This is a genomic window from Pseudonocardia sp. (assembly GCF_050250275.1).
Lineage (GTDB): Bacteria > Actinomycetota > Actinomycetes > Mycobacteriales > Pseudonocardiaceae > Pseudonocardia.
The window spans coordinates 139,172-161,202 of sequence record NZ_JBFWOY010000003.1; the positions used below are offsets into that span (position 1 = coordinate 139,172).

The following is a 22,031-nucleotide window of genomic DNA, read 5'->3' on the forward strand; positions in this document are numbered from 1 at the left end:
AGTCTAAGCCCGACGCCGCCGGTCGGCCGCACGTCGGCCGCGCCGCGCGGGTCGCACCCGCAACGAGCTGCGCGGATCTGCCCCGCGTGGACGGTTCGTGGCGCCACCATCGTGGCCGTGACCTCATCGGAGCTGCCCACGGTGCTCGTCGTCGACCCCCACAGGCCGCTGCTCGAGCGCGGCCCCGGCACCCGCGTCGTGGGGCTCGCGCCCGGGACGGCGGTCGTCGTCGACGAGCTGTCCCCTCCCCTGGCGGCGCTGCTCGACGAGCTGACCCGCCCGGCGCGCCGCGACCGGGTGCTGGCCCGCGCGGTCGCGGCGGGGGCCGACCCGGCCGAGGCCGTCGCGATGGTCGTCGACCTGCTGGCGTGCGGGGCCGTCGTCGACGCCGACGGGACCGAGCGGACGGCGCGGAGGCGCGCGGGGGCGGCGGTGCGGGTGCAGGGCGACGGCGCGATCGCCGTCGGGGTGGCGTGCGGGCTGGCGGCGGCCGGGGTCGGGACGGTCGAGGTCGCCGCCGCGGGCGTCGTCGAACGCGCCGACGTCGGCACCGGCTACGTCGACCGGGACCGCGGCCGGTCCCGCGCAGCCGCCGCCGCGGACGCCTCGCGGCGGGTCGCACCGGGCGTGCGGACGCGGCTGCCCGTCCGGTCCACCCCGGACCTCGTGGTGCTCGCCGACGCCGCGGCCTCCGATCCCGTCACCGTCCGTGGCCTGGTCGCGGCGGGTGTCGCGCACCTGCAGGCGCGGACCCGCGACGGGCACGGCGTCGTCGGGCCGCTGGTGCTGCCGGGTCGCAGCGCCTGCCTGGAGTGTCTGGACCGCCACCGCGCCGACCGCGACCCGGAGTGGGGACGCCTGGCGCCGCGCCTCGCCCGGCTGCGCGCGGCCGCCGACGCCCCGACCGTCGTCGCCACGATCGGGATGGCCACCGCGCAGGCGCTGGCCGTGACGGACGGCACGCTGGACCCGCCCGCGGCGCTCGGCGCGACCGTCGAGATCGACGTCGCCGCCGCTGTCGTCGCACGTCGGCGCTGGTCACGGCATCCTGGCTGCCCGTGCTCGGCGGGCGGCGCCCACCGCGTCCCGGACGCCGGTCACCGGGCGCACCGGGCCGTTGAATGCGCGCCGGGGCCTGCTCGGGGGACAATCGAGGCGTGACCGACATCCCCCGACGGACCGTGTCCCGGACTGCCAAGCTGGCCGGGCTGCCGCTCGGCGTCGCCGGGCGGGCCGCCGCGGGCTGGGGCCGCCGGCTCGTGGGTGGCGACGCCGACCAGATCTCCGCGCAGCTCATGGCCAAGAGCGCCGAGCAGCTGTTCGCCGTCCTCGGCGAGCTCAAGGGCGGCGCGATGAAGTTCGGCCAGGCACTGAGCGTGTTCGAGGCGGCCGTCCCGGAGGAGTTCGCCGAGCCCTACCGGGAGGCGCTGACGAAGCTGCAGTCGGCGGCGCCGCCGATGCCGTTCGGCGAGGTGCAGCGGATGCTGGCCGAGCAGTTCGGGCGCAACTGGCCCAGCCGGTTCCAGGAGTTCGACGAGACTCCCGCCGCCGCCGCCAGCATCGGCCAGGTGCACCGGGCGGTGTGGCACGACGGGCGCGACGTCGCCGTCAAGGTCCAGTACCCGGGGGCCGAGGAGGCCGTGCTGTCGGACCTGCGGCAGCTCTCCCGCATGAGCCGGTTGCTGCAGCCGCTCGCGCCGGGCATGGAGATCAAGCCGCTCATCGAGGAGATGCGCGAGCGGATGGTCGAGGAGCTCGACTACCGCGACGAGGCCGACAACCAGCGGAGGTTCGCCGCCGAGTTCGACGGCGACGACAAGGTGCGGGTGCCCAAGGTCGTCGCGTCCGCGCCGCGGGCGATGGTGACGGAGTGGGTGACCGGCACCCCGATGTCGTCGATCATCCGGGGTGGCACGCAGGAACGCCGCGACCAGGCGGGGGTCCTGCTCGCCGAGTTCCACTACTCCGCGCCGGCACGGCTGGGTCTGCTGCACGCCGACCCGCACCCGGGCAACTTCCAGGTCATCGACGACGGCCGGCTGCTCGTGCTCGACTTCGGTGCCGTCGCGCGGCTGCCCGAGGGACTGCCCCGGCCGCTGACGATCATGACGCGTTACGCGCTGCAGCGGCGACCCGCCGACCTCATGGAGCTGATGGTCGAGGAGGGCTTCGTCCGGTCGAACACGGCCGTGACCGCCGAGGAGGCGATGGCGTACCTGTCGCCGTTCACCGACCCGCTCGACACGCCCACGTTCCGGTTCAGCCGGGAGTGGCTGCGCAGCCAGGCCGAGCGCGTCGGCGACCTGCGCAGCCCCGAGTTCGACACCGGCCGGCTGCTCAACCTGCCGCCGCAGTACCTGCTGGTGCACCGGGTCACGCTCGGCACGCTGGGGATTCTCTGCCAGCTGGGCGCCGAGGTGCCGCTGCGCGGGATCGTCTCGCACTGGCAGCCAGAGCTGTTCGCCGACGACGACACTCCTGCCGCCGGGGGCTGAGCTCCGGAGTTCCGCGCCCGGGTCGGTGCCGTTCCAGCCGACCCGGGGGCCGGGGGACCGGACCCGGAGACGTGTCGACGCCCGCCCCCGACCGGCGTGGTCGTGGGGGCGGGCGTCGTCGCGTCACGGCGCCGGTAGCAGGAGCGCCGTGGGCCCGCGGGTCAGCAGGCGGCGGCGCGGGCGCGCTCTGCGCTGCGCCGGGCGCGCTGCTCGGCGTATCGAGCGAGCTTCGCCCAGCGTCGGCCCGCGGCGACGGAACGCACCAGCCGGTAGCGGCGGGCTTGCTCCTCTGCCTCTTGCCTTCGCGATCGGGCCAGGGCTTCGTGGATCAGCATCGTGGTTCCCTCGGTGGTGCCGGCCGGTCGCCGGGTCTCGGTCACGGGCTGCTGGGGGGACACGGCGACTGCCGGCTGGAGGTCGTTCATCTCGGCTCTCCTCTGTGATCGGGGTGTGCGGGGGACGTGCGGGGTGTTCGGTCAGGCGCCGACGGCCGCGTAGTACCGGCGGTCGCGCTCCAGGTCGGTCTTGCGGGGGCGGCCCCTCGGGCGCTTGCGCGGGACCACCGCGCCACGCTCGAAGATCTCCCCACCCCAGACCCCCCAGGGCTCCTCGCGGCTCTTGGCTCCCGCCAGACACTCGGTCCGGATCGGGCAGCCGCCGCACAACGCCTTGGCCTGCTCCAGCTGCAGCGGCGACTCCGCGAACCAGAGGTCCGCGTCGCCGGAACGGCAGGGCAGGTCCAGACCCGCGGCCGGGGCCGCGTCCAGCAACGTCCCGACGCCGGCGGCGGTGTCGCCGCCTGCCAGGTCGGGGGTGACCGCTCCGGCGTCCAACGGAGCTGATCTCACTAGCACCACTACCTCCTGGTGAGAGATGTGATCGGTGTCGAAAAATCGAGATGAACACACGAAAAGGGCCGCGGAGCCCAGGTGGTGGGTTCCGCGGCCCTTGTCGACGAGACTCGGCCTTGAGGAGTCGGTACCTACGTTCGGTAGCGACGCCCGGATGCGGACACACCTGTGCTGTTGTCGACGAGCTTCGGCAGCGCGACACGAGCCACGACCGGCAGCACGTGCTGCGGGTACGCTCGCGCGACGACGCCCTGCTCCGCGATACGCAGACGGACACCGCTGATGCGGGTGCCGGTGCAAGCGGAGGTGCCGAGGCCGCCGATCGTCATGATCGTGTTCACGGGGCACCTCCTTCGCGCGTCCAGGCGGTCCGACGGGAGTTGTCCCGACCGGTGCCATCGACTTTAGAAGCGCCCCCGCGGGGCGCACAACCTATTTAAACGCTTGCGTCGAGAATCATCGGCGATCGGCGACCAGGGCGAGGACGTCCGGGCCGTAGCGGTCGAGCTTGCGTGCCCCGATCCCGGGGATGCCGACGAGCGCGGCGACGTCGGACGGGCGATGCTCGGCGATGGCCGCGAGCGTCGCGTCGGTGAACACGACATAGGCCGGGACCTGCTGTTCCTTGGCCGCGGCCGCGCGCCAGGTGCGCAGCCGGTCGAGCAGCTCCATGTCCACATCGGACGGACACTCGCCGCAGCGGCGCATCTTCATCGCCTCCGCGCCCAGCAGCGGCGAGCCGCACACACGGCAGCGCGGCTTGTTGCCGCTCGACCGGTCGGCCGCGATCCGCGACGCCGGGTGGTGGTCGGGGACGAGTCCGTGCAGGAACCGGCTGCGACGCCGCCGACGACCCTTGCCCGGGGCACGGGTGAGCGCCCACGACATCGCCAGCACCCGACGAGCCCGGGTGATCCCGACGTAGAGGAGCCGGCGCTCCTCCTCGATCGCGTCGTCGTCGCCCTCGGCGTGCTGGATCGGCAGCGTGCCGTCGACGAGGCCGACGAGGAACACCACGTCCCACTCCAGACCCTTCGCCGCGTGCAACGAGGCGAGGGTGACGCCCTGGACGGTCGGCGGGTGCGCGGCGTCGGCACGGGCCTCGAGCTCGGCGACGAACCCCGTCAGGTCGATCCCGTCGCGGACGGCGACGAGCTCCTCGGCCAGCCCCACCAGTGCGAGCAGCGACTCCCACTGGGTGCGGGCGGCCGCACCGGCGGGCGGCTCGTCGGTCAGGCCCACCGAGGCCAGCAGTGTGCGGACGTCGGCGACCAGGTCGTCGCCACCCCGGCCACCCGCCATCCGCAGCACGCTCACGGCGCGCCGGATCTCGGGCCGGTTGAAGAACCGCTCGCCGCCGCGGACCTGGAACGGGATGCCCGCGTCGGCCAGCGCCTGCTCGTAGGCCTCGGACTGGGCGTTGATCCGGAACAGGACGGCGATCTCGGCGGCGGGGGTGCCGTCGGCGATGAGCCTGCGGATGCGGCGGGCGACGGCGGCGGCCTCGGCGGGCTCGTCGTCGTGCTCGGTGAAGTCGGGATCCGGGCCGGGCGGTAGCTGTCCCTCCAGCCGCAGCCGCGACCCGGCGACGCGCCCGCGGGCCGCCGAGATCAGCGTGTTCGCGGCGGCGACGACCTGCGGCGTCGACCGGTAGTCGCGCTGCAGCCGCACCACGACGGCCTCGGGGAAGCGGCGCGGGAACTCCAGCAGGTGCTTCGGCGTCGCCCCCGCGAACGTGTAGATCGTCTGGTTGGCGTCACCGACCACGGTGAGGTCGTCGCGGTCGCCCAGCCATGCGTCGAGCACCCGCTGCTGCAGGGCCGTGACGTCCTGGTACTCGTCGACGACGAAGCAGCGGTACCGGTCGTGGAACTCGTCGGCGACCGCGGAGTGCTCCTCCAGCGCCGCCGCGGTGTGCAGCAGCAGGTCGTCGAAGTCGAGCATCTCGGCCCGGTTCTTCAGCTCCTCGTACTGCGCGTAGACCGCGGCGACCTGCTCGGCCGGGCCCGGGGTGTCGCGCCGCAGCTTCGCCACCGCGGCCGGGTACTCGGCCGGGGTGATCAGGCTCGACTTGGCCCACTCGATCTCGGTGGTCAGGTCGCGCACCGAGTCCTGGTCGGTGCCCGCCTTCGCCCGCACCGCGGCCTGCCCGACGGCCCGGAGCTTGTGCTCGATCAGCTGCCACTGCCGGTCGCCCACCACCTGCGGCCAGAAGTAGCGCAGCTGCCGCAGCGCCGCCGCGTGGAACGTGCGCGCCTGCACCCCGCCCGCGCCCAGCGCGCGCAGCCGGGTGCGCAGCTCCCCCGCCGCCCGCGCGGTGAACGTGACGGCCAGGACCTGGCCGGGCGCCACGTGCCCGGTGCCGACGAGGTGCGCGATCCGCCGCGTGATCGTCCGGGTCTTGCCCGTGCCCGCGCCGGCGAGCACGCACACCGGGCCGCGCGGCGCGGTGACCGCCGCCAGCTGCTCCTCGTCGAGTGCGTGCAACGGATCAGCGGTCACGCCCGCCATCCTCGCAAAGACCCCCGACAGCCCCCGCGGGGCGGGTGAGACGGGGCACACGACACACGCGGAAGCAAAGCCCGGCCGGCGCCGTTGACCAGGACATGGCCCAGCAGCTGACGATGTACTCCACCACGTGGTGCGGCTACTGCCGCCGCCTCAAGCTCCAGCTCGACGAGGCGGGCATCCAGTACAAGGAGATCGACATCGAGCGCAACGCCGACGCGGCGCGCTTCGTCGAAGGTGTCAACGGCGGCAACCAGACCGTCCCCACCGTCCTGTTCCCCGACGAGACGACGGCGACCAACCCGTCGTTCGCCCAGGTCAAGGCCAAGCTGGACGTCCCTGTCGTGTGAGGGCACCGGCCGGCGCGGGGCGCTCAGCCCCGCGCCGCCCAGGCCTCCAGCATCGACCGGGCGATCGACACCCTGCCCGGCAACAGCACGACCCTGCGGCCCCCGACGTCGGGGCTGCCCGCCCAGTCGCCCCGCGACAGGCCCTCGCGCAGCTCGGCACGGGTGATCCACACGGCGTCCTCGATCTCACCGTCGGCCGGGACCAGCGGCTGCGCCGGATCGGCGACCGCCTGGAACCCCACCATCAGCGACCGCGGGAACGGCCACGCCTGGCTGCCCAGGTAGCCGATGTCGGTGACGTCGACACCCACCTCCTCGGCGATCTCGCGGGCCACGCACGCCTCCAGCGACTCCCCCGCCTCCACGAACCCCGCCAGCACCGAGAACCGTCCGGGCGGCCACACCGGCTGGCGCGCCAGCAGCACGCGGTCGGCGCCGTCGTGCACCAGGCAGATCACCGCCGGGTCGGTGCGCGGGTACTCCTCGTGACCGTTGGCCTCGCAGCGCCGGACCCAGCCGCCGTTGTGGGTGCGCGTCGGTGAGCCGTCGCGCGCGCAGAAGCGGGCGTTGTCGTGCCAGCTCAGCGCCGCCACCGCCGTGGTGAGCAGGCCGGCGCCGAGCGCGTCGAGCTCCGCGCCCACGGCGCGCAGGTCGGCCCACTCGGCCGGGTCGTCACCCGCCACGAGGTCGGGCTGCCCGCGCACGGCCCAGTAGGCGACCCCCTCGGCCTCGCCGAGCAGGACCGCACCCTCCGGCGGGGCCGCACCCGTCGACGGTCGCGTCCGCAGCGTGACACCCGAGCCCGCCGCGGCATCCCACGCCGCTGCGTCGCCCTCACGGAACACGGCCTGCGGAGCGGCATCCCAGTCGACCGGGGTACGGCCCTTGTCGTCGACGACCACGATCCGGGCCGACTCCCAGCCCGCCAGCTGGCGTGCCGTGTCGGTGCGCAACGGCTCGTCGCGCAGCGCCGCGGCGCGGGACAGGACCGGCGGGTGCAGGAGCTCGAACCCGGTGCTCACGAGCCGGTGATCCCGCCGAGGGCACGGACACTGTCGCCGATCACGTCGGCGTCGCCCACCACCACACCGGTGAGCGTCGACGGCGCGAAGAACCGCAGCGCCGCCGCGGCCACCTCGTCGGCAGTCACCGACGTGAGCCTGCCGGGATGGGCCCGCAGCCAGCCGACGTCGAGGCCGTCGGCGGCCAGCGAGGTGAGCATCCCGGCGAGCCCGCCCTGGCTGTCGAGCGAGATCAGCAGGGAGCCGATCGCGTACGCGCGCGCCGCCTCGACCTCCTCGGGCGTCGGCGGCACCGCCACCATCCGGCCCAGCTCGTAGCGGGTCTCCAGGAGCGCGGCGGCGGTGACGTCGCTCGCCACGTCGGTCTCCACCCCCAGCAGCGACCCGCCCGGCACGAACTCCATCCCCGAGTGCGCTCCGTAGGTGTAGCCCTTGTCCTCGCGGATGTTCTCCATCCAGCGCGAGGAGAAGTAGCCGCCGAACACGAGGTTGGCCAGCTGCAGCGCGGCGTAGCCGTCGTCGTCACGGCGCAGCGCCCGGCCCGAGAGCCGCAGCTGCGACTGCACCGACCCGGGCCGGTGCACCAGCAGCAGGTCTCCCGCCGCGGGCAGCGGCGGCGCGTCGAGCTCGTGGGCGTCGTGGTCGGCCGTCCAGCCGGCCAGCGCGTCGCCGACCTGCCCGATCGCCACCTCCGGGTCGATGTCGCCGACCAGGGTCAGGATCGCCCCGCCCGGCACCAGCGACGCGGCCTGCAACGCCCGGACCTGCTCGGCGGTGACGGCGGCGACCTCGTCGGCCGTCGGCATCTCACGCGTGATCGGGTGGTCGCCGAACCGCTTGCGCTGCAGTGCCTCGCGCGCGATCGTCCGCGGCTGGGCGCGGGCCACCGCGATCCGCTCGGCCAACCGGTCCCGCTCGCGCGCGACCTCCGTGTCGGGATGTGAGGCCGCGGTCAGGACGTCGGCCAGGACGCCCAGCACCCGCGGCAGCCCCTCGGCCAGGCCGGAGCCACCGACGGACAGCCGCTCGGGGTCGACGCTCACGCCCAGGTCGGCGCCCACAGCGGCCAGCTCGTCGTCGATCTCCACCCGGTCGCGGCTCGCGGTGCCGGTGAGCAGCGTCGACGACAGCAGCTCGGCGACCGCCGGGTGCTGCGGGGTGCGCCCGGCGAACGGGACGCGCATGCGCAGCTCGACCATCGGCACGTTCGGCCGGTGCGCGGCGAGAATTCGCAGGCCCGACGGCAGCGTCCGCTCGACGACGTCGGGCAGCGGCACCTCACGTGTCTCCCCCAGCGCGGGCAGCGCCCGCGGGCCGGCGGCGGTGCGGCCGATCTCCTCGGCGGTGCGGTGCGTCGTCACGGCGGTCACGCGTCGTCCCCCTGCGGTGCGTCCTGTTCTCCCTGCGCGTCCTGCGCCGGTTCGACGAGCAGCACCCCGCGGCCGGCGCCGCGCAGCGCACCCGCGGCGCCCGCGACCTGGGCCGGGGTGAGTGCGGCGAGCCGGTCGGTCAGCTCGAGGGTGATCTCGGCACGGCCGTAGAGCAGCTCCCGGGCGCCGAGGCCGAGCATCCGGTACATCACGCGGTCGTTCTCCTGGTGCAGCGCCGCCGACCAGCGCGCCACCTGACGGGCCAGCTCGTCGGGGTCCGGCGGCGTCGCCGCCAGCTTCTCCAGCTCCTCGTCGACCGCCGCGACGACCCGGTCGGGCTCGACCGAGCCCGGGTGCACCGCGGTCACGGTGAACGTGTCGGGGTCACGCGCATCGAGCGAGCCCATCAGGCCTGCGCTCGCCGACACGTCGGTGACCAGCCCGTCGGCGTGCACCAGCCGGCGCTCCAGCCGGGCCGCCTCGCCGTCGCCCAGCACCGACGCCAGCAGGACGTGCGCCAGGTAGCCGTCGAGATCTGTTGCGGGGTCGGGCATCCGGAAGCCCATCGCCAGCGCGGGCAGCGGCGCGTGCGCGTCCGGCACCGCCTGGCGGCGCTCCGCACCCGGGACCGGCTCGGCGAAGCTCGGCCGCACCGGCGTCGGCCGGGCCGGGATGTCGCCGAAGTGCTTCTCCACCAACGCCATCGTCGTGTCGACGTCGAGCGGTCCCGCGACCGTGAGCTGGGCGTTGCCGGGCGCGTAGTAGGTGTCGAAGAACGCCGCAGCGTCGTCCAGGCTCGCCTGCTCCAGCTCGGAGAAGTCGCCGTAGCCGTTGTGCGCGTTGGGGAACGTGTCGTAGAGGACCGGCGGAAGCAGGATCCACGGGAACCCGCCGTAGGGCCGGTTCAGCACGTTGAGCCGGATCTCCTCCTTGACGACGTCGACCTGGTTGCGCAGGTTCTCCTCGGTGAGCTTGGGAGCGCGCAACCGGTCGGCCTCGAGGAACAGCGCCCGCTCCAGCGCCGCCGCGGGGAGGACCTCGAAGTAGTCGGTGTAGTCCTGGTGGGTCGAGCCGTTGAAGACACCGCCGGAGCCCTGGACGTGGCGGAAGTGCGCCAGCTTCTCCAGGCTCTCGCTGCCCTGGAACATCAGGTGCTCGAACAGGTGCGCGAACCCGGTGCGCCCCTCCGGCTCCGAGCGGAACCCGACGTCGACGTGCACGGCGACACCGACGACCGGCGTCGCGGGATCGGGGACGAGCAGCACGCGCAACCCGTTGGACAGCGTCGTGCGGTGGAGTTCGATCGACACGGGGGTGACACTAACCCCCGGCCCCGCCGCGTGCCGTCACACGGCGACGACGTCGACGAGATCCGCGGGTCCGGTGCCGTCGGCCCGGCGACACCGGAGGATCGAGCGGTCGTCACGGGCCCGTCCGCGCGACGAGGACGTCGCGCCCCGGCGCACGCGGTCCACCTCGGACACCCGTCGCCGGGAGCGCGCCATGCCCGGGTGGGACCCGCGGGGACGCCGTCAGGCCGGCGGGAGGACGACGAACTGGCGCAGCGCCAGGTCGGGATAGGTGACCGGGCCGCGGGGGCCGGGGGTGCGGTCGACGTTGATCCCCGTCTCCGGCAGGCCGAGGAGCTTGTAGCCGTCGAGCAGCCGCGTCGTGGTGTTCCAGAAGACACCGGTGCCGGTGTAGGCGTCGATGAACGCGGTGGCCGCCCCCTCGTCGCGCGCGCAGACGGTCGCGGCGAGACCGCTGGTCTCGCGGGCGGCGGTGTGCGCGGCGTCGACCGCGCCGTCGACGGGCTGCACCGTCACGTGCGACTCGTTGCCCGAGTCGAGCGCCCACTCGTGACCCAGGCGGTGGGTGTGCGGCGGCAGGCTCAGCTCGATGCCCTTGCCCGACAACACCTTCTCGGCGACGGGGAGCAGCGCGTCGTAGACCGGGCGGTCGATGAGCAGGAGGTTGAGCCGGTTGCAGACGCCGAGCCGGTCGGTGCTCGCCTCGACCAGCCGGATGACCTGCTCGGGGTCGGCGCTGGCGTCGAGGTACAGCACGCCACCACCGTCGGCGTGGGCGAGGATCCGGGTGCCCGCGGTGGCACCCAGCGCCGACAGCCGGCGGGTGACCTCGCCGCTGCCGCGCACGACGACCAGCGGCACGAGGTCCGGGAGACCGACGAGGGCGTCGGCACCCGCATGCCCGGGCGTCGGGACCAGCTGCACGGCGGCGGCGGGGACGCCGTTGGCCTCCAGCGCGGGCGCGATCACCTGCTCGACGAGCGCGGTCGCGCTGCCCAGTGCCGCGGCACCGGTGCGCAGGACGGCCGCGCTGCGCGCCTTGAGGACCTGGGAGGCGACGTCGACGGTCACGTTGGGGCGGGCCTCGAACACCGCGCCGATGACGCCGACGGGGATGCGCCGCTCGAACACCCGCTCGCCCGACGGCAGCGTGCGGACCTCGCGCTCGGTGGGCGGCTCCGGGGTGTCGGCGAGGACCTCGAGCTGGACGGCCATGTCGGCCAGGCGCTCCGGGGTGAGGGTGAGCCGGTCGAGCAGGCCCGCGGCCATCCCGCCCCGGCGGGCGGCATCGACGTCGGCGCCGTTGGCGGCCAGCAGGACCCCGGCACGGTCGCGCAGCAGGGCGGCCGCCTCACGCAGGGCGGCGTCGATGGCCGGGCCGCCGGCCGCGCGGACTCCGGGGGCGGCCGCGGCGGCACGCTCGGCGGCGGCGCGGACGGCGGCGAACTCGGGGGCCTGCTGATCGGCGGCGGGACTGGTGCTCACGGTCGAAAACCGTACCCGGCTCGGTGCGACGCGCTCGTGAGTGGCGACGGTCGCCGTCGCGGCCACCGCCACTCACGGGCTCACGCGGGACGTGCGAACACCACCACGTTGTCGTCGTAGCTGCGGGCGGCGGGGTCGAAGCGGCCACCGCAGGTGATCAGGACGAGGCGGGCGGCGCCGTCGCGGGCGAACAGGTCGGGTGGCAGCTCTGCCTTGTGGTATTCGCGGCGGGCGACGACGTCGTACGGGACGTCGCGGCCGTCGGTGCCGCGCACGGTGATCTGCTCGCCGACGCCCAGCTCGCGCAGCACCGCGAACGTGCCGAGGCCGGCGACCCGGGAGTCGACGTGCCCGGCCAGCACGACCGAGCCCGCTCCGGACCCGGGCAGCGCGCCGGGCGACCACCAGCCGACGGTCTTCGGTTCCTCGGGGAGGGTGAGCGAGCCGTCGGGGGCCGTCGACACGGGGACGACGGGGGCGGCGACGTCGCGGATCGTCACCGTCGCAGGGACGACCCCGGCTGCGACAGGGGCGAGCTGCGGGGCCGCGGCCACGGGGACCGTGCCGAGGTCGTGCGCCGGGCGCGCGATCAGCATGACCGTCCCGACGAGCACGCTGACCGCCCCGAGCAACGCCACCCACCGCCAGGCCCGGCGGGAGCCGAGCCCGGCGGCAGGGGACGTCATCAGACCTGGCGACGACGCCAGAGACCGGCGCCGACGAGGAGGATCGCGCCGCCGCCGACGAGGGCGACGGGCAGGACGTCGTCGGACGCGGCGGCCTGGCCGCCGGTGCCCGCGTTGACCGAGCCCGGGTCGGCCGAACCGGAGGAGGTCGACGCCGAGGTCAGCTTGGTCTTGAGCGCGTCCAGCTTGGCGAGCGCGTCCTGGGCGGCAGCCTTGGCCTCCGGGGAGGCGTCGGGGTCGTTGAGGATCGCGTTCGCGGCGTCGCGGGCCTGCTGCTCCATGTCGAGCGCGGCGCGCAGCCAGGCCTGGTCGAACGGCTGGCCGTTGCGGGCCTGCAGGTCGTTGATGACCTGCTGCTGCTGGGCGGTGAGCCCGTCGGTGAGCGCGACGCCCTGAGCGGTCGCCTGGTCGCGGATCGCCTGGTCGAGGGCCTGACCGTTGGACGTCACGTCGGGGGCGAGGCCCTTGACCTGGTCGCCGTCGCCCTGGCTGGTGCCGAGGCCGCCGAGCGCGATGAGGGCGAGCGCGCCCTGGTGGGCCTGGCCGAACGCGGCGCGCTGCGCCTCGGTGGCCTGGCCGCCGGCACCGGGCTGGGCCGACGCGGCCGGCGGCGGGGTGGCGCCGGGGGCGGGGGCGTCGGCGTCGGTGCCCGAGGAACAGGCCGCGGCACCGACGAGGGCGAGGCCTGCGATCAGGGTTCCGGCGGCGTTGCGGCCGCGACGGTGGCTCATGAGCGGGCTCCATGTTCGGGTCGGCGGATGGTGCGTCGCGGCAATACTCCATCCGGCCTAACGCCCGCGCACGCCGGAACCGCCCGGACCGGCCATGATCAGCCCGATCGGGTCGACCTGCGTCCGGTCGTCAGCAGCTTCGCGCCGTGTCACCGGGCCCGTGGCGGCAGTCGTCGCGTCCGTTCCCGCCGTCCAGGACGTCCCCGCTCGCGCCGTCCTGGGCGTCGAGCAGGTCGTTGCCGTTGCCCCCGTGGAGGGTGTCGCTCCCCGGCCCGGCGAGCATCGTGTCGTCCCCGTTGTCGCCGTGGAGCACGTCGTTCCCGTCGCCCCCGCGCAGCTGGTCGTCGCCGTTGCCACCCCGGAGCGTGTCGTTGCCGTCACCGCCGAGGAGTGTGTCGTCGCCGTTGCCGCCGAGCAGCGTGTCGTTGCCGTCCCCCCCGATGAGCGTGTCGTCGCCGTTGCCGCCGGAGATCGTGTCGTCTCCGCCGAGCCCGCAGATGACGTCGGAGCCGTTCGTACCGGTCAGGACGTCATCGCCCTCGGTGCCGGTGATCGTGCAGGCGGGAGCGGGTGTCCAGCTGAGCACGACGCTGCCGTTGCCACCCGCGTTGTTCGTGCCGTGGCGGACGTCGGTCGCACCCGAGGTCACGTACGACGACCCACCACCTCCGCCGCCACCACCTTGGAGCGATGCGAAGGCGCTGCCGGCGTGGCCGCCGCCGCCGCCGATGTGTCCGCCGCCGCCACCGCCGCCACCGCCACCGCCCGCCGCGGTGGAAGAGCCCTCACCGGAGGCCCCGTCGATGGAGGTGTAGCTGTGTGAGCACGCGGCACAGCCCCCTTCGGGCCCGGTCCCGCCCCCGAAGGTTCCGACCCCGCCCCGGCCACCGGCCTGTGGGGCGATCCCGCCGTCGCCGCCGAGTCCACCCTGGCCCGCGACACCGCCGCCGGCGCTGTTGCCGCCGCCACCACCACCGCCGCCGGCGACGACCAGCTGCTCGGCGCCGGTCGAACGGACGACCGCGCTCCCGCCTCCGCCGTACCCGCCGTCCTGCGCGTCGGAGGAGTCCGCGCTGCCGTGGTCGCCGCCGTGGCCGAAGCCGGTGCTGTGGTACACGTCGCCCTGACATCCCACGTAGACGGTGAGGCCCTCCGCGGGCGTCACCGGCACGGTCGCGGTCACGGTGCCGCCGAGCCCGCCCCCGCGTGCCCCGCTACGGCCCTGTCCCGCACCGCCGACCGCCGACACCGTCAGCGAGGTCACGCCGTCGGGAACGGTGAAGGCGTAGGGCTGTCCGTCGGTCGTGTTGCAGGGGAACTGCTGGCTCGTGGGCGCGGCGGAGGGCGCAGCGGATGCCGGCGTCGCGGGTCCGACGAAAGGCGCGACGAGGACCGCAGCGGCGGCCGCCACCCCGATGTTCGCGAGCGCGAACCGCCCGCTGCGTCGCCTCGGCTTGGACTCGCGGTGCGCTCCGACCATCGTCGTCCCCCTCGGTGCTGCGCAGGGGGACCACGGTGTCCCCACCAGGCAGGACCGAATCCTGCCCTACCTCGCGGCCCCGTACCAGATCTTGACAATGGATATTTCAGACGAAACGTCGCAGGCCCCGGACCAGCGGTGCGACCGATCGGGCCGGTCGCGCTCACGGTCACTTGAGGTGCGGGAGCTTCGCGGGGGTCGTGGGCGGCGGGACGACCGGGCCGATGTCACCGTCGGGGGCCTCGTCGAGGTCGACCATCACCGGGGCGTGGTCACTGGGCCCGGAGCCCTTGCGCGCCTGGCGGTCGATCCACGCCGCCTGCACCCGGCCGACGGCGTCGTCGCCGACGAGGACGAGGTCGATGCGCATGCCCTTGTCCTGGTGGAACCGTCCGGCGCGGTAGTCCCAGTAGGAGAAGACGCGCTCGCCGGGCCAGCGGTCGCGCACCACGTCGTGCAGGCCCAGCCCGGTCAGCCCTTCGAGTGCCTTGCGCTCGGCCGGGGTCACGTGGGTGGCATCGACGAACAGCGACGGGTCCCAGACGTCGGCGTCGGTGGGGGCGATGTTCATGTCCCCGGCGACGACGCTGCTGGCCGTCGGCCCGTCGGAGACCATGGCCTGCAACGCGTCGAGCCAGCGCAGCTTGTAGGCGTAGTGCGGGTCGTCGGGAGTGCGGCCGTTGGGCACGTAGACCGACGTCACGCGCAGGCCCCCGCACGTCGCCGAGATGGCGCGGGCCTCCGGGGCGGAGTCCTCGTCGGGGAAGCGGGGCTCGCCGGGCAGGCCGCGCTCGACGTCGTCGAGGCCGACGCGGGAGAGCAGCGCGACCCCGTTCCAGCGGCCCTGCCCGTAGTGCGCGACCTCGTAGCCGCGGTCGCGCAGCTCGGCGTCGTAGGACTCGGACCACTCGGCGTCGGAGGCCTTCGTCTCCTGCAGGCACACGACGTCGGGCGCGCGCTGGTCGAGCCACGGCAGCAGCCGCGGGAGCCGGATCTTGGCGGAGTTCACGTTCCATGTGGCCAGACGCACGGACGGCACGCTACCGTTCCCCTATTAGTTCGGACGCCGAACAAAAGGGGCGATCATGGCGACACAGCCGACGCGTGAGGACAGGTTCAGCTTCGGGCTGTGGACCGTGGGCTGGCCCGCCCGCGACCCCTTCGGCGACGCCACCCGCCCCGCCCTCGACCCCGTCGAGTCCGTGCGCCGCCTCTCCGACCTGGGCGCATGGGGCGTCACCTTCCACGACGACGACCTCGTCCCCTTCGGCACCGACGCGGGCGAGCGCGACCGGATCATCGCCCGTTTCCGCGGCGCGCTCGACGAGACCGGCCTCGTCGTCCCGATGATGACGACGAACCTGTTCACCCACCCCGTCTTCAAGGACGGCGCGTTCACCAGTAACGACCGCGGCGTCCGCCGGTTCGCGCTGCGCAAGGTGCTGCGCCACCTCGACCTCGCCGCCGAGCTCGGCGCCTCGACCTACGTGTTCTGGGGCGGCCGCGAGGGCGCCGAGGTCGACCAGGGCAAGGACATCCGCGCCGCGCTCGACCGCTACCGCGAGGGCATCGACCTGCTCGCCGCCTACGTCAAGGAGCAGGGCTACGGCATCCGGTTCGCCATCGAGCCCAAGCCCAACGAGCCCCGCGGCGACATCCTGCTGCCCACCCTCGGGCACGCCCTCGCGTTCATCGCCGAGCTGGAGCACGGCGACATCGTCGGGGTGAACCCCGAGGTCGGGCACGAGCAGATGGCCGGGCTCAACTACACCGCCGGCATCGCGCAGGCGCTGTGGGCGGGCAAGCTGTTCCACCTCGACCTCAACGGCCAGCGCGGCATCAAGTACGACCAGGACCTGATCTTCGGCCACGGCGACCTGCTCAACGCCTTCTCCCTGGTCGACCTGCTGGAGAACGGCGCCCCCGGGGGCGGCCCGGTGTACGACGGGCCGCGCCACTTCGACTACAAGCCGCTGCGCACCGAGGACGTCGACGGCGTGTGGGCCTCCGCCGCCGCGAACATGCGCACCTACCTGCTGCTGCGCGAGCGCGCCGCCGCCTTCCGCGCCGATCCCGCGGTAGTCGAGGCGCTCGAGGTCTCGGGTGTCGCGGACCTCGGCAAGCCGACCCTCAACCCCGGCGAGACCGCCGCCGACCTGCTCGCCGACCGGACCGCGTTCGAGGACTACGACGCCGACAAGGAGGCCGAGCGCGGCTACGGCTACGCGAAGCTGGCCCAGCTGGCACTCGAGCACGTCCTGGGGGCCAGGTGAGCACCCCGTTCCTGCAACCGGGCGGGCCGGGAGCCGCGGCGTGACGCGGGTGCTCGTCGCCGGGGTGGACTCGTCGACGCAGTCGTGCACCGTCGTGATCCGGGACGCATCGACCGGTGAGCCGGTGCGGCGTGGGGCGGCGCCGCACCCGGCCGGGACGTCGATCGACCCGTCGGCGTGGTGGTCCGCCCTGCAGGCCGCGCTCGAGGACGCCGGCGGGATCGACGACGTCTCCGCGATCTCGGTCGGCGCGCAGCAGCACGGGATGGTGTGCCTCGACGCGGCGGGCGAGGTGGTCCGGCCCGCCCTGCTGTGGAACGACACCCGCTCCGCCGCGGCCGCCGACGAGCTGGTCGCCGAGCTCGGCGCCCAGGCGTGGGCGGACGCGACGGGCAGCGTGCCGGTCGCGTCGTTCACCGTCACGAAGCTGCGGTGGCTGGCGACGCACGAACCGGACCACGCCGCCGCGACCGCGGCCGTCGCGCTCCCCCACGACTGGCTGAGCTGGCGGCTGCGCGGCACCGGCTCGCTGGACGACCTCGTGACCGACCGCAGCGACGCCTCCGGCACCGGCTACTTCTCGGCGGCGACCGGCGAGTACCGCTTCGACCTGCTGGAACGGGCGCTCGGCCGGACCGGCGTGCTCGTCCCGCGCGTGGCGGCGCCTGCCGAGCGGGTCGGCTGCACCCCGGCCGGCGTCGCCGTCGGGCCCGGCGCCGGGGACAACGCCGCCGCCGCGCTCGGGCTGGGCGCGCGGCCCGGCGACGTCGTCGTCTCGCTGGGGACCTCCGGCGTCGTGAGCGCGGTCAGCCCGGTCGCGACCGCCGACCCGACGGGAGTGATCGCCGGGTTCGCCTCGGCGACCGGGGAGCACCTGCCGCTGGTGTGCACGCTCAACGCCGCGCGGGTCCTCGACGCGGCCGCGACCCTGCTGCGTGTCGACCACGAGTCGCTGTCCGGCCTCGCACTCAGTGCCCCCGCGGGTGCGGGTGGGCTCGTCCTCGTCCCCTATCTGGAAGGCGAGCGGACACCCAACCGCCCCGACGCGACAGGGTCGCTGCACGGCCTCACCCTCGGCACCGCCGACCCTGCACATCTCGCACGTGCCGCGGTCGAGGGGCTGCTGTGCGGGCTCGCCGACGCCCTCGACGCCCTGGTCGAGGCGGGCGTACCCGTCGAACGGATCCTGCTGGTCGGCGGGGCGGCACGGTCGGAGGCGGTCGCGCGGATCGCGCCGGCGGTGTTCGGCAGACCCGTCGTCGTGCCCACCCCCGGCGACTACGTGGCCGACGGCGCCGCCCGCCAGGCCGCGTGGACACTCTCGGGCGACCTGCCGGAGTGGGACGCCGCGGGCACCGTCGTCCACGAGGCCGACCCGGCACCCGCGGTCCGCGAGCGCTACGCCGCCGTCCGCGACATGACCGCCGTCCGGCTCACATGACACCGCTCCCCGGTGACCTCGGCGCAGCCGGCCCGTCCCCCGTCGGGCCGGCTGCGCAGGTGGCACCGGCGGGGCCCCCGACGGTCCGGCGCCACAACCGGGGCCTGGTGCTCGCCGCCGTCGCGGCGGCGCCCGCGTCACGGGCCGCGGTCGCCGCGGCGACCGGCCTCACCCGCGGCACCGTCTCCTCACTCGTCGACGACCTGCTCGCCGACGGCATGCTCGTCGAGCTGGAGGCTCGCCGCGGCGGCCGCGGCCGCCCGGCCAACCCGTTGCAGCTCAACCCGTCCGGGCCGTGCGGGGTCGGCGTCGAGATCGGTGTCGACGAGGTCGCCGCCTGCATCGCCGACCTCACCGGGACCGTGCGCGTGGTGCGGCGCGTGCCGTCCTCCCACCGCCGCCGCCCGCCGGAAGAAGGACTGCGCCGGGCCGCCACGCTCGTCGCGGAGATCGTGGCCGGAGCCGGGCTCGCCGTCGCCGGCGTGCGGGTGGCGCTACCGGGCGTCGTCACCCCCGACGGGGTGCTGCAGCGCGCGCCCAACCTGCCGCGCTGGCAGGACGTCGGGGTGGCCGGGCTGTTCGGCGCGCTCGTCGACGCCCCGGTGACCGCCGCCAACGAGGCCGACCTCGCCGCGCTCGCCGAGCTGTGGACCGGCCAGGGCCTGCGCGACATGCTGTTCGTGTCCGGCGGCGTGGGCGTCGGCGCCGGGATCGTGCTCGACGGCCGGCTGTTCCGCGGCGCCGGCGGGCGCGCCGGGGAGCTGGGACACGTCGTCGTCGATCCCGGTGGGCGTGACTGCACCTGCGGTGGGACGGGCTGCCTGGAGACCGTCGCCGGAACCGCCGCCCTGCTGCGCGCGGCGGCCGTCCCCGACGTCGACGCCCTGGTCGCCCGCCCGGGGGCGGCACTCGACGTCGCCGGTGCCGCGCTGGGCATCGCGCTCGCGGGTGCGGTCAACCTGCTCGACGTGCCCGCCGTCGTCCTCGGCGGGACCTACGGCCGGCTCGGCGACGCCCTGCGCACGCGGGTCCGCGACGCCCTGCGGTCACGAGTGGTCGCCCGGCCGCCCGTGCGGGTGCTGCGCGCCGCGGTCACCCGCGACGCCGCCCTGCACGGCGCGGCGCTGGGCGTCGTCAGGGACCTCGTCGGGCCGTGACCGCGTCCCGCTCCGACGAGCAGGGGTTCAGTCGTCCTCGTCGGCCGGGGACGCCCGACGCACGTAGAGGAGGCGGTCACCGCGCTCGAGGGCGTCGACCGACGAATGGTCGACCCGGACCAGCTCGTTGTTGCGGACCACGCCCAGCACGATGTCGGGCAGGTGCCGCGGGGAGCCGCCCACCTCCGTCTCCTCCACGGGCCGCTCGCTGATCGCGAAGCCCGCGTCCGGGGTCAGCAGGTCCTCGATGACCTCGACGACGCTCGGGGCCGTCGTCGCCACACCGAGCAGCCGGCCCGCCGTCTCCGCCGAGACGATGACCGAGTTCGCGCCCGACTGCCGCAGCAGGTGCACGTTCTCCGACTCCCGCACCGCCACCACGATCGTGATCCTCGGTGCCAGCTCGCGGGCGGTCAGCGTGACCAGGACGGCGGTGTCGTCGCGGTTCGTCGCGATCACGATGGCCGACGCGTACGGAACGCCCGCGACCCGCAGCACGCTCGACCGGGTCGCGTTGCCGTTCACCGTGATCAACCCGAGCGCGGACGCGGCGTCGAGCTGCGTGCGGTCGGTGTCGACGACGACGATCTCGGACGGGTCCGCCCCGTCCCCGAGCAGCGTGTCGACCGCGGCCCGGCCCTTGGTGCCGTAGCCGACGACGATCGTGTGGTCGCGCACGCGTGACCTCCAGCGGGAGATGCGATACGCCTGGCGCGAGCGCTCCGTGAGCAGTTCCACGGTGGTGCCGACCAGGACGATGAGGAAGAGCAGCCGCAACGGCGTGATGACGACCGTCGTGACCAGCCGTGTCGCGTCGGTGACCGGCACGATGTCGCCGTAGCCGGTGGTCGAGAGCGACACGGTCGCGTAGTAGAGGGCGTCGAGGAACGAGATGCCGCTGCCGTCGTCGTTGTTGTCGACGTAGCCCGCACGCGAGAGCCACACGATCAGCGCGGTCGCGAACAGCGCGCCCAGCGCGATCGCCAGGCGCCGCACCAGGGACACGACCGGGCCGACGGTCGGGTCCGGCATACGCAGGGCCCCCGCGGTCTCCTTGTCGAGGACCCTGCGCCGCAACCGCTCGTTCATCGCCGCGGAGGGTAGCGCGCCGCCGCCGCCGTCAATGCGTGACGTCGACGATCACTGCGACGACCGATCAGCGACGATGCCCGCCTCGGCGGCCCCGGCGACGAGCGTGTCGAGCCCGAAGGCCCCGACCGCGTCGAGCGCGCCCACGCCGTCGACGCCGTGCTCCGCCGCGTGCCCCGCACCCCACGCCAGCAGCCCGGCCGTGATCGCGTATCCGTCGGGCGAGGTCAGGTGGGTGCGGGCCAGCAGGGTGCCGGTCCCGTCGAAGGCCTCGGCGACGAAATGCGACGTCGTCCGCTCCAGGGTGGCCGCGTCCGGGGCGGCCGGGATCCGGGAGATCGCCTTCTGCAGCAGCGTGGTCGCGCCGCCCGTCAGCAACGGGACTCTGCCCAGCACCGGGGTCACCCTGCTCGACGCGTGCAGCATCCCGCTCGCCCCGCCGAACCAGCCGAGGTAGACGTCGACGGTCCGCAGGCCCGGGGCCAGCCGCGGCAACGCGAACTGCTCCGACGCCCCGATCGTCACCCCGGGCCGGGGCCGGCCCGCGACGTGGAACGTCCGCATCCGCGACGCGGCAGGTTCCTCGCGAAGGCCGCCGTCGCGGAACGCGTAGGCGGGCCTGCCCATGACCCCGGCGACCGAGTCGAGCGTGCCGCGCGAGAACGCGCGGCCCCGGCCGCCGCCGCTGAGGAAGTAGCCGACGTCGACCCGCCGCGCCGCCTCCCCCGCGTCCCGCAGCGCCAGCGCACCCGCGAGGACACCCGGGACGTAGTCGTTGCCGAACGCGGTGAGCAGGGCCGCGCCGGTCCGCGCCGCCTCCGGGCCGTGCGTCTCGTGGACCGCGCGGATGAACGGCGGCTCGCCTGTCGAGTCGAGGTAGATCGCGCCCGCCTCGATCGCCGCCGCGACCGCGGGGCCGCCGAGGCGCATGAACGGTCCGACCGTCGAGACCAGCACGTCGCCCTTCTCGACGAGCGCCCTGATCGACGCGGGATCGGTGACGTCGGCGTGGGCTGTCTGCAGGCCGCCGAGGCCGTGCGCGATCCCGGCCAACCGATCGGGGTCGCGGCCAGCCAGGACCGGGCCGAGGCCACGGTCGACCATCGCCTGCGCGGTGCGCCCGCCGGTGTATCCGGTGGCGCCGAGGAGCACGATCCTGCCGGTCATGCCAGCAACCTAGGGGCTTTCAGCCCGCGTTGTCGGCGCTGCCGTCGGCCCGGTGCGGGATCGCGGGGCACCCGGGGCCGGCGGTGACGTCGAGGATCCGGCGCGACGCCTCCCCGAGCCGGGCGAACAGCTCCGGACCGAGCGGGTCGGTGACCAGCCGGCGCACCGCGGCGACGTGGCCGGGCGCCGCCGCGGCCAGCTTCGCCGCGCCGTCGTCGGTGAGTGTCGCGATCGTGACCCGGCCGTTGCCGGGGCACGGGCGGCGCTCGACCCAGCCGTTGCGTTCCAGTTTCGCGACGGCGTGCGAGAGCCGCGACAACGACCCCTGGGTGAGGACGGCCAGTTCGCTCATCCGCAGTGTGCGTTGCGGTGCGTCGGACAGGCCCGCCATCACGAGGTAGCCGAACAGCGAGAGGTCCTCGTCGCGCTGGAGCTGGGCATCGAGGAAGCCCGGCAACGTCAGCAGCATGCCGCTGAACGAGTGCCAGCTCTGCAGCTCGCCGTCGTCGAGCCAGCGGGTGCCGGCCTCGGCGGCCGGATCGAGATCAGGGGTCGTGCCCACTCGATGAGCGTAACCGAGGCATCTCTTTACTTGAGATTTCAATGTCGGAATGCT

At 74.7% G+C, this 22,031-nt stretch carries 21 protein-coding genes; 6 read left to right on the plus strand and 15 right to left on the minus strand.

Annotation, left to right across the window (positions count from 1 at the left end):
* Positions 1-117 precede the first annotated feature (117 nt).
* Both AB7F12_RS04530 and AB7F12_RS04535 read left to right on the plus strand, forming a co-directional pair.
* A complete protein-coding gene (locus AB7F12_RS04530; RefSeq protein WP_428499426.1) occupies positions 118-1,161 on the plus strand; it encodes a hypothetical protein in 1,044 nt (347 codons plus the stop codon).
* On the plus strand, positions 1,122-2,495 hold the full coding sequence (locus AB7F12_RS04535; protein ID WP_428499427.1) for an ABC1 kinase family protein: 1,374 nt from the start codon (positions 1,122-1,124) through the stop codon (positions 2,493-2,495). Before AB7F12_RS04530 ends, AB7F12_RS04535 begins: the two co-directional genes overlap by 40 nt.
* A gap of 161 nt (positions 2,496-2,656) precedes the next feature.
* Here the strand turns inward: AB7F12_RS04535 and AB7F12_RS04540 are convergent, their stop codons facing one another.
* The 4 genes from AB7F12_RS04540 to AB7F12_RS04555 all read right to left on the minus strand — a co-directional run bounded on the left by AB7F12_RS04540 (position 2,657) and on the right by AB7F12_RS04555 (position 5,857).
* Positions 2,657-2,920 carry a hypothetical protein gene (locus tag AB7F12_RS04540; RefSeq protein ID WP_428499428.1) on the minus strand — a complete coding sequence of 88 codons (264 nt, stop codon included), beginning with the start codon at positions 2,918-2,920 and terminating at the stop codon, positions 2,657-2,659.
* Positions 2,921-2,971: 51 nt separating this feature from the next.
* Entirely contained in the window at positions 2,972-3,328 is a 357-nt protein-coding gene (locus tag AB7F12_RS04545; protein WP_428499429.1) for a WhiB family transcriptional regulator, read from the minus strand.
* 149 nt (positions 3,329-3,477) lie between these two features.
* Positions 3,478-3,687: a hypothetical protein gene (locus AB7F12_RS04550; RefSeq protein ID WP_428499430.1), complete on the minus strand. Its 210-nt coding sequence runs from the start codon at positions 3,685-3,687 to the stop codon at positions 3,478-3,480.
* A gap of 115 nt (positions 3,688-3,802) precedes the next feature.
* Complete coding sequence (locus AB7F12_RS04555) at positions 3,803-5,857, minus strand: ATP-dependent DNA helicase UvrD2 (RefSeq protein ID WP_428499431.1); 2,055 nt, start codon at positions 5,855-5,857, stop codon at positions 3,803-3,805.
* A 95-nt stretch (positions 5,858-5,952) separates the two neighbouring features.
* Between AB7F12_RS04555 and AB7F12_RS04560 the strand changes: the two genes are divergently transcribed.
* A complete protein-coding gene (locus tag AB7F12_RS04560) occupies positions 5,953-6,204 on the plus strand; it encodes a mycoredoxin (RefSeq protein ID WP_428499432.1) in 252 nt (83 codons plus the stop codon).
* 23 nt (positions 6,205-6,227) lie between these two features.
* Here the strand turns inward: AB7F12_RS04560 and nudC are convergent, their stop codons facing one another.
* The 8 genes from nudC to AB7F12_RS04600 all read right to left on the minus strand — a co-directional run bounded on the left by nudC (position 6,228) and on the right by AB7F12_RS04600 (position 15,318).
* Positions 6,228-7,226, minus strand: a complete 999-nt coding sequence (nudC, locus tag AB7F12_RS04565; RefSeq protein ID WP_428499433.1) for an NAD(+) diphosphatase — start codon at positions 7,224-7,226, stop codon at positions 6,228-6,230.
* Positions 7,223-8,596, minus strand: coding sequence for a M16 family metallopeptidase (locus AB7F12_RS04570; protein ID WP_428499434.1), 1,374 nt, complete (start codon positions 8,594-8,596; stop codon positions 7,223-7,225). The genes nudC and AB7F12_RS04570 overlap by 4 nt, the downstream gene beginning before the upstream one ends.
* On the minus strand, positions 8,593-9,906 hold the full coding sequence (locus AB7F12_RS04575; RefSeq protein ID WP_428499435.1) for a M16 family metallopeptidase: 1,314 nt from the start codon (positions 9,904-9,906) through the stop codon (positions 8,593-8,595). The genes AB7F12_RS04570 and AB7F12_RS04575 overlap by 4 nt, the downstream gene beginning before the upstream one ends.
* A gap of 222 nt (positions 9,907-10,128) precedes the next feature.
* Positions 10,129-11,391, minus strand: coding sequence for an aldehyde dehydrogenase family protein (locus tag AB7F12_RS04580; RefSeq protein ID WP_428499436.1), 1,263 nt, complete (start codon positions 11,389-11,391; stop codon positions 10,129-10,131).
* Between the two features lie 80 nt (positions 11,392-11,471).
* Entirely contained in the window at positions 11,472-12,077 is a 606-nt protein-coding gene (locus AB7F12_RS04585; RefSeq protein WP_428499437.1) for a class F sortase, read from the minus strand.
* On the minus strand, positions 12,077-12,808 hold the full coding sequence (locus tag AB7F12_RS04590) for a DUF4142 domain-containing protein (protein ID WP_428499438.1): 732 nt from the start codon (positions 12,806-12,808) through the stop codon (positions 12,077-12,079). The genes AB7F12_RS04585 and AB7F12_RS04590 overlap by 1 nt, the downstream gene beginning before the upstream one ends.
* A gap of 130 nt (positions 12,809-12,938) precedes the next feature.
* Positions 12,939-14,288 (minus strand): calcium-binding protein, encoded by a 1,350-nt coding sequence (locus AB7F12_RS04595; protein ID WP_428499439.1) that lies wholly within the window; start codon positions 14,286-14,288, stop codon positions 12,939-12,941.
* A 169-nt stretch (positions 14,289-14,457) separates the two neighbouring features.
* Positions 14,458-15,318: an exodeoxyribonuclease III gene (locus tag AB7F12_RS04600; RefSeq protein ID WP_428499440.1), complete on the minus strand. Its 861-nt coding sequence runs from the start codon at positions 15,316-15,318 to the stop codon at positions 14,458-14,460.
* A gap of 55 nt (positions 15,319-15,373) precedes the next feature.
* Here AB7F12_RS04600 and xylA point away from each other — a divergent pair, with 55 nt between their 5' ends.
* Genes xylA through AB7F12_RS04615 form a run of 3 tightly spaced genes read left to right on the plus strand, consistent with a single transcriptional unit; the run spans position 15,374 to position 19,159 of the window.
* Entirely contained in the window at positions 15,374-16,561 is a 1,188-nt protein-coding gene (xylA, locus tag AB7F12_RS04605) for a xylose isomerase (protein ID WP_428499441.1), read from the plus strand.
* 40 nt (positions 16,562-16,601) lie between these two features.
* On the plus strand, positions 16,602-18,002 hold the full coding sequence (xylB, locus tag AB7F12_RS04610) for a xylulokinase (protein WP_428499442.1): 1,401 nt from the start codon (positions 16,602-16,604) through the stop codon (positions 18,000-18,002).
* Complete coding sequence (locus tag AB7F12_RS04615; RefSeq protein WP_428517871.1) at positions 17,999-19,159, plus strand: ROK family protein; 1,161 nt, start codon at positions 17,999-18,001, stop codon at positions 19,157-19,159. Before xylB ends, AB7F12_RS04615 begins: the two co-directional genes overlap by 4 nt.
* Positions 19,160-19,186: 27 nt before the next feature.
* Here AB7F12_RS04615 and AB7F12_RS04620 read toward each other — a convergent pair whose 3' ends face one another.
* The 3 genes from AB7F12_RS04620 to AB7F12_RS04630 are packed head-to-tail and all read right to left on the minus strand — an operon-like array spanning position 19,187 to position 21,977.
* The gene (locus AB7F12_RS04620) at positions 19,187-20,248 is read right to left on the minus strand and encodes a potassium channel family protein (RefSeq protein ID WP_428498052.1); all 1,062 of its coding nucleotides are present in this window, start codon (positions 20,246-20,248) and stop codon (positions 19,187-19,189) included.
* Positions 20,249-20,299: 51 nt separating this feature from the next.
* Complete coding sequence (locus tag AB7F12_RS04625) at positions 20,300-21,415, minus strand: saccharopine dehydrogenase family protein (protein ID WP_428498051.1); 1,116 nt, start codon at positions 21,413-21,415, stop codon at positions 20,300-20,302.
* A 19-nt stretch (positions 21,416-21,434) separates the two neighbouring features.
* Positions 21,435-21,977, minus strand: coding sequence for a MarR family winged helix-turn-helix transcriptional regulator (locus tag AB7F12_RS04630; protein ID WP_428498050.1), 543 nt, complete (start codon positions 21,975-21,977; stop codon positions 21,435-21,437).
* Positions 21,978-22,031 lie beyond the last annotated feature (54 nt).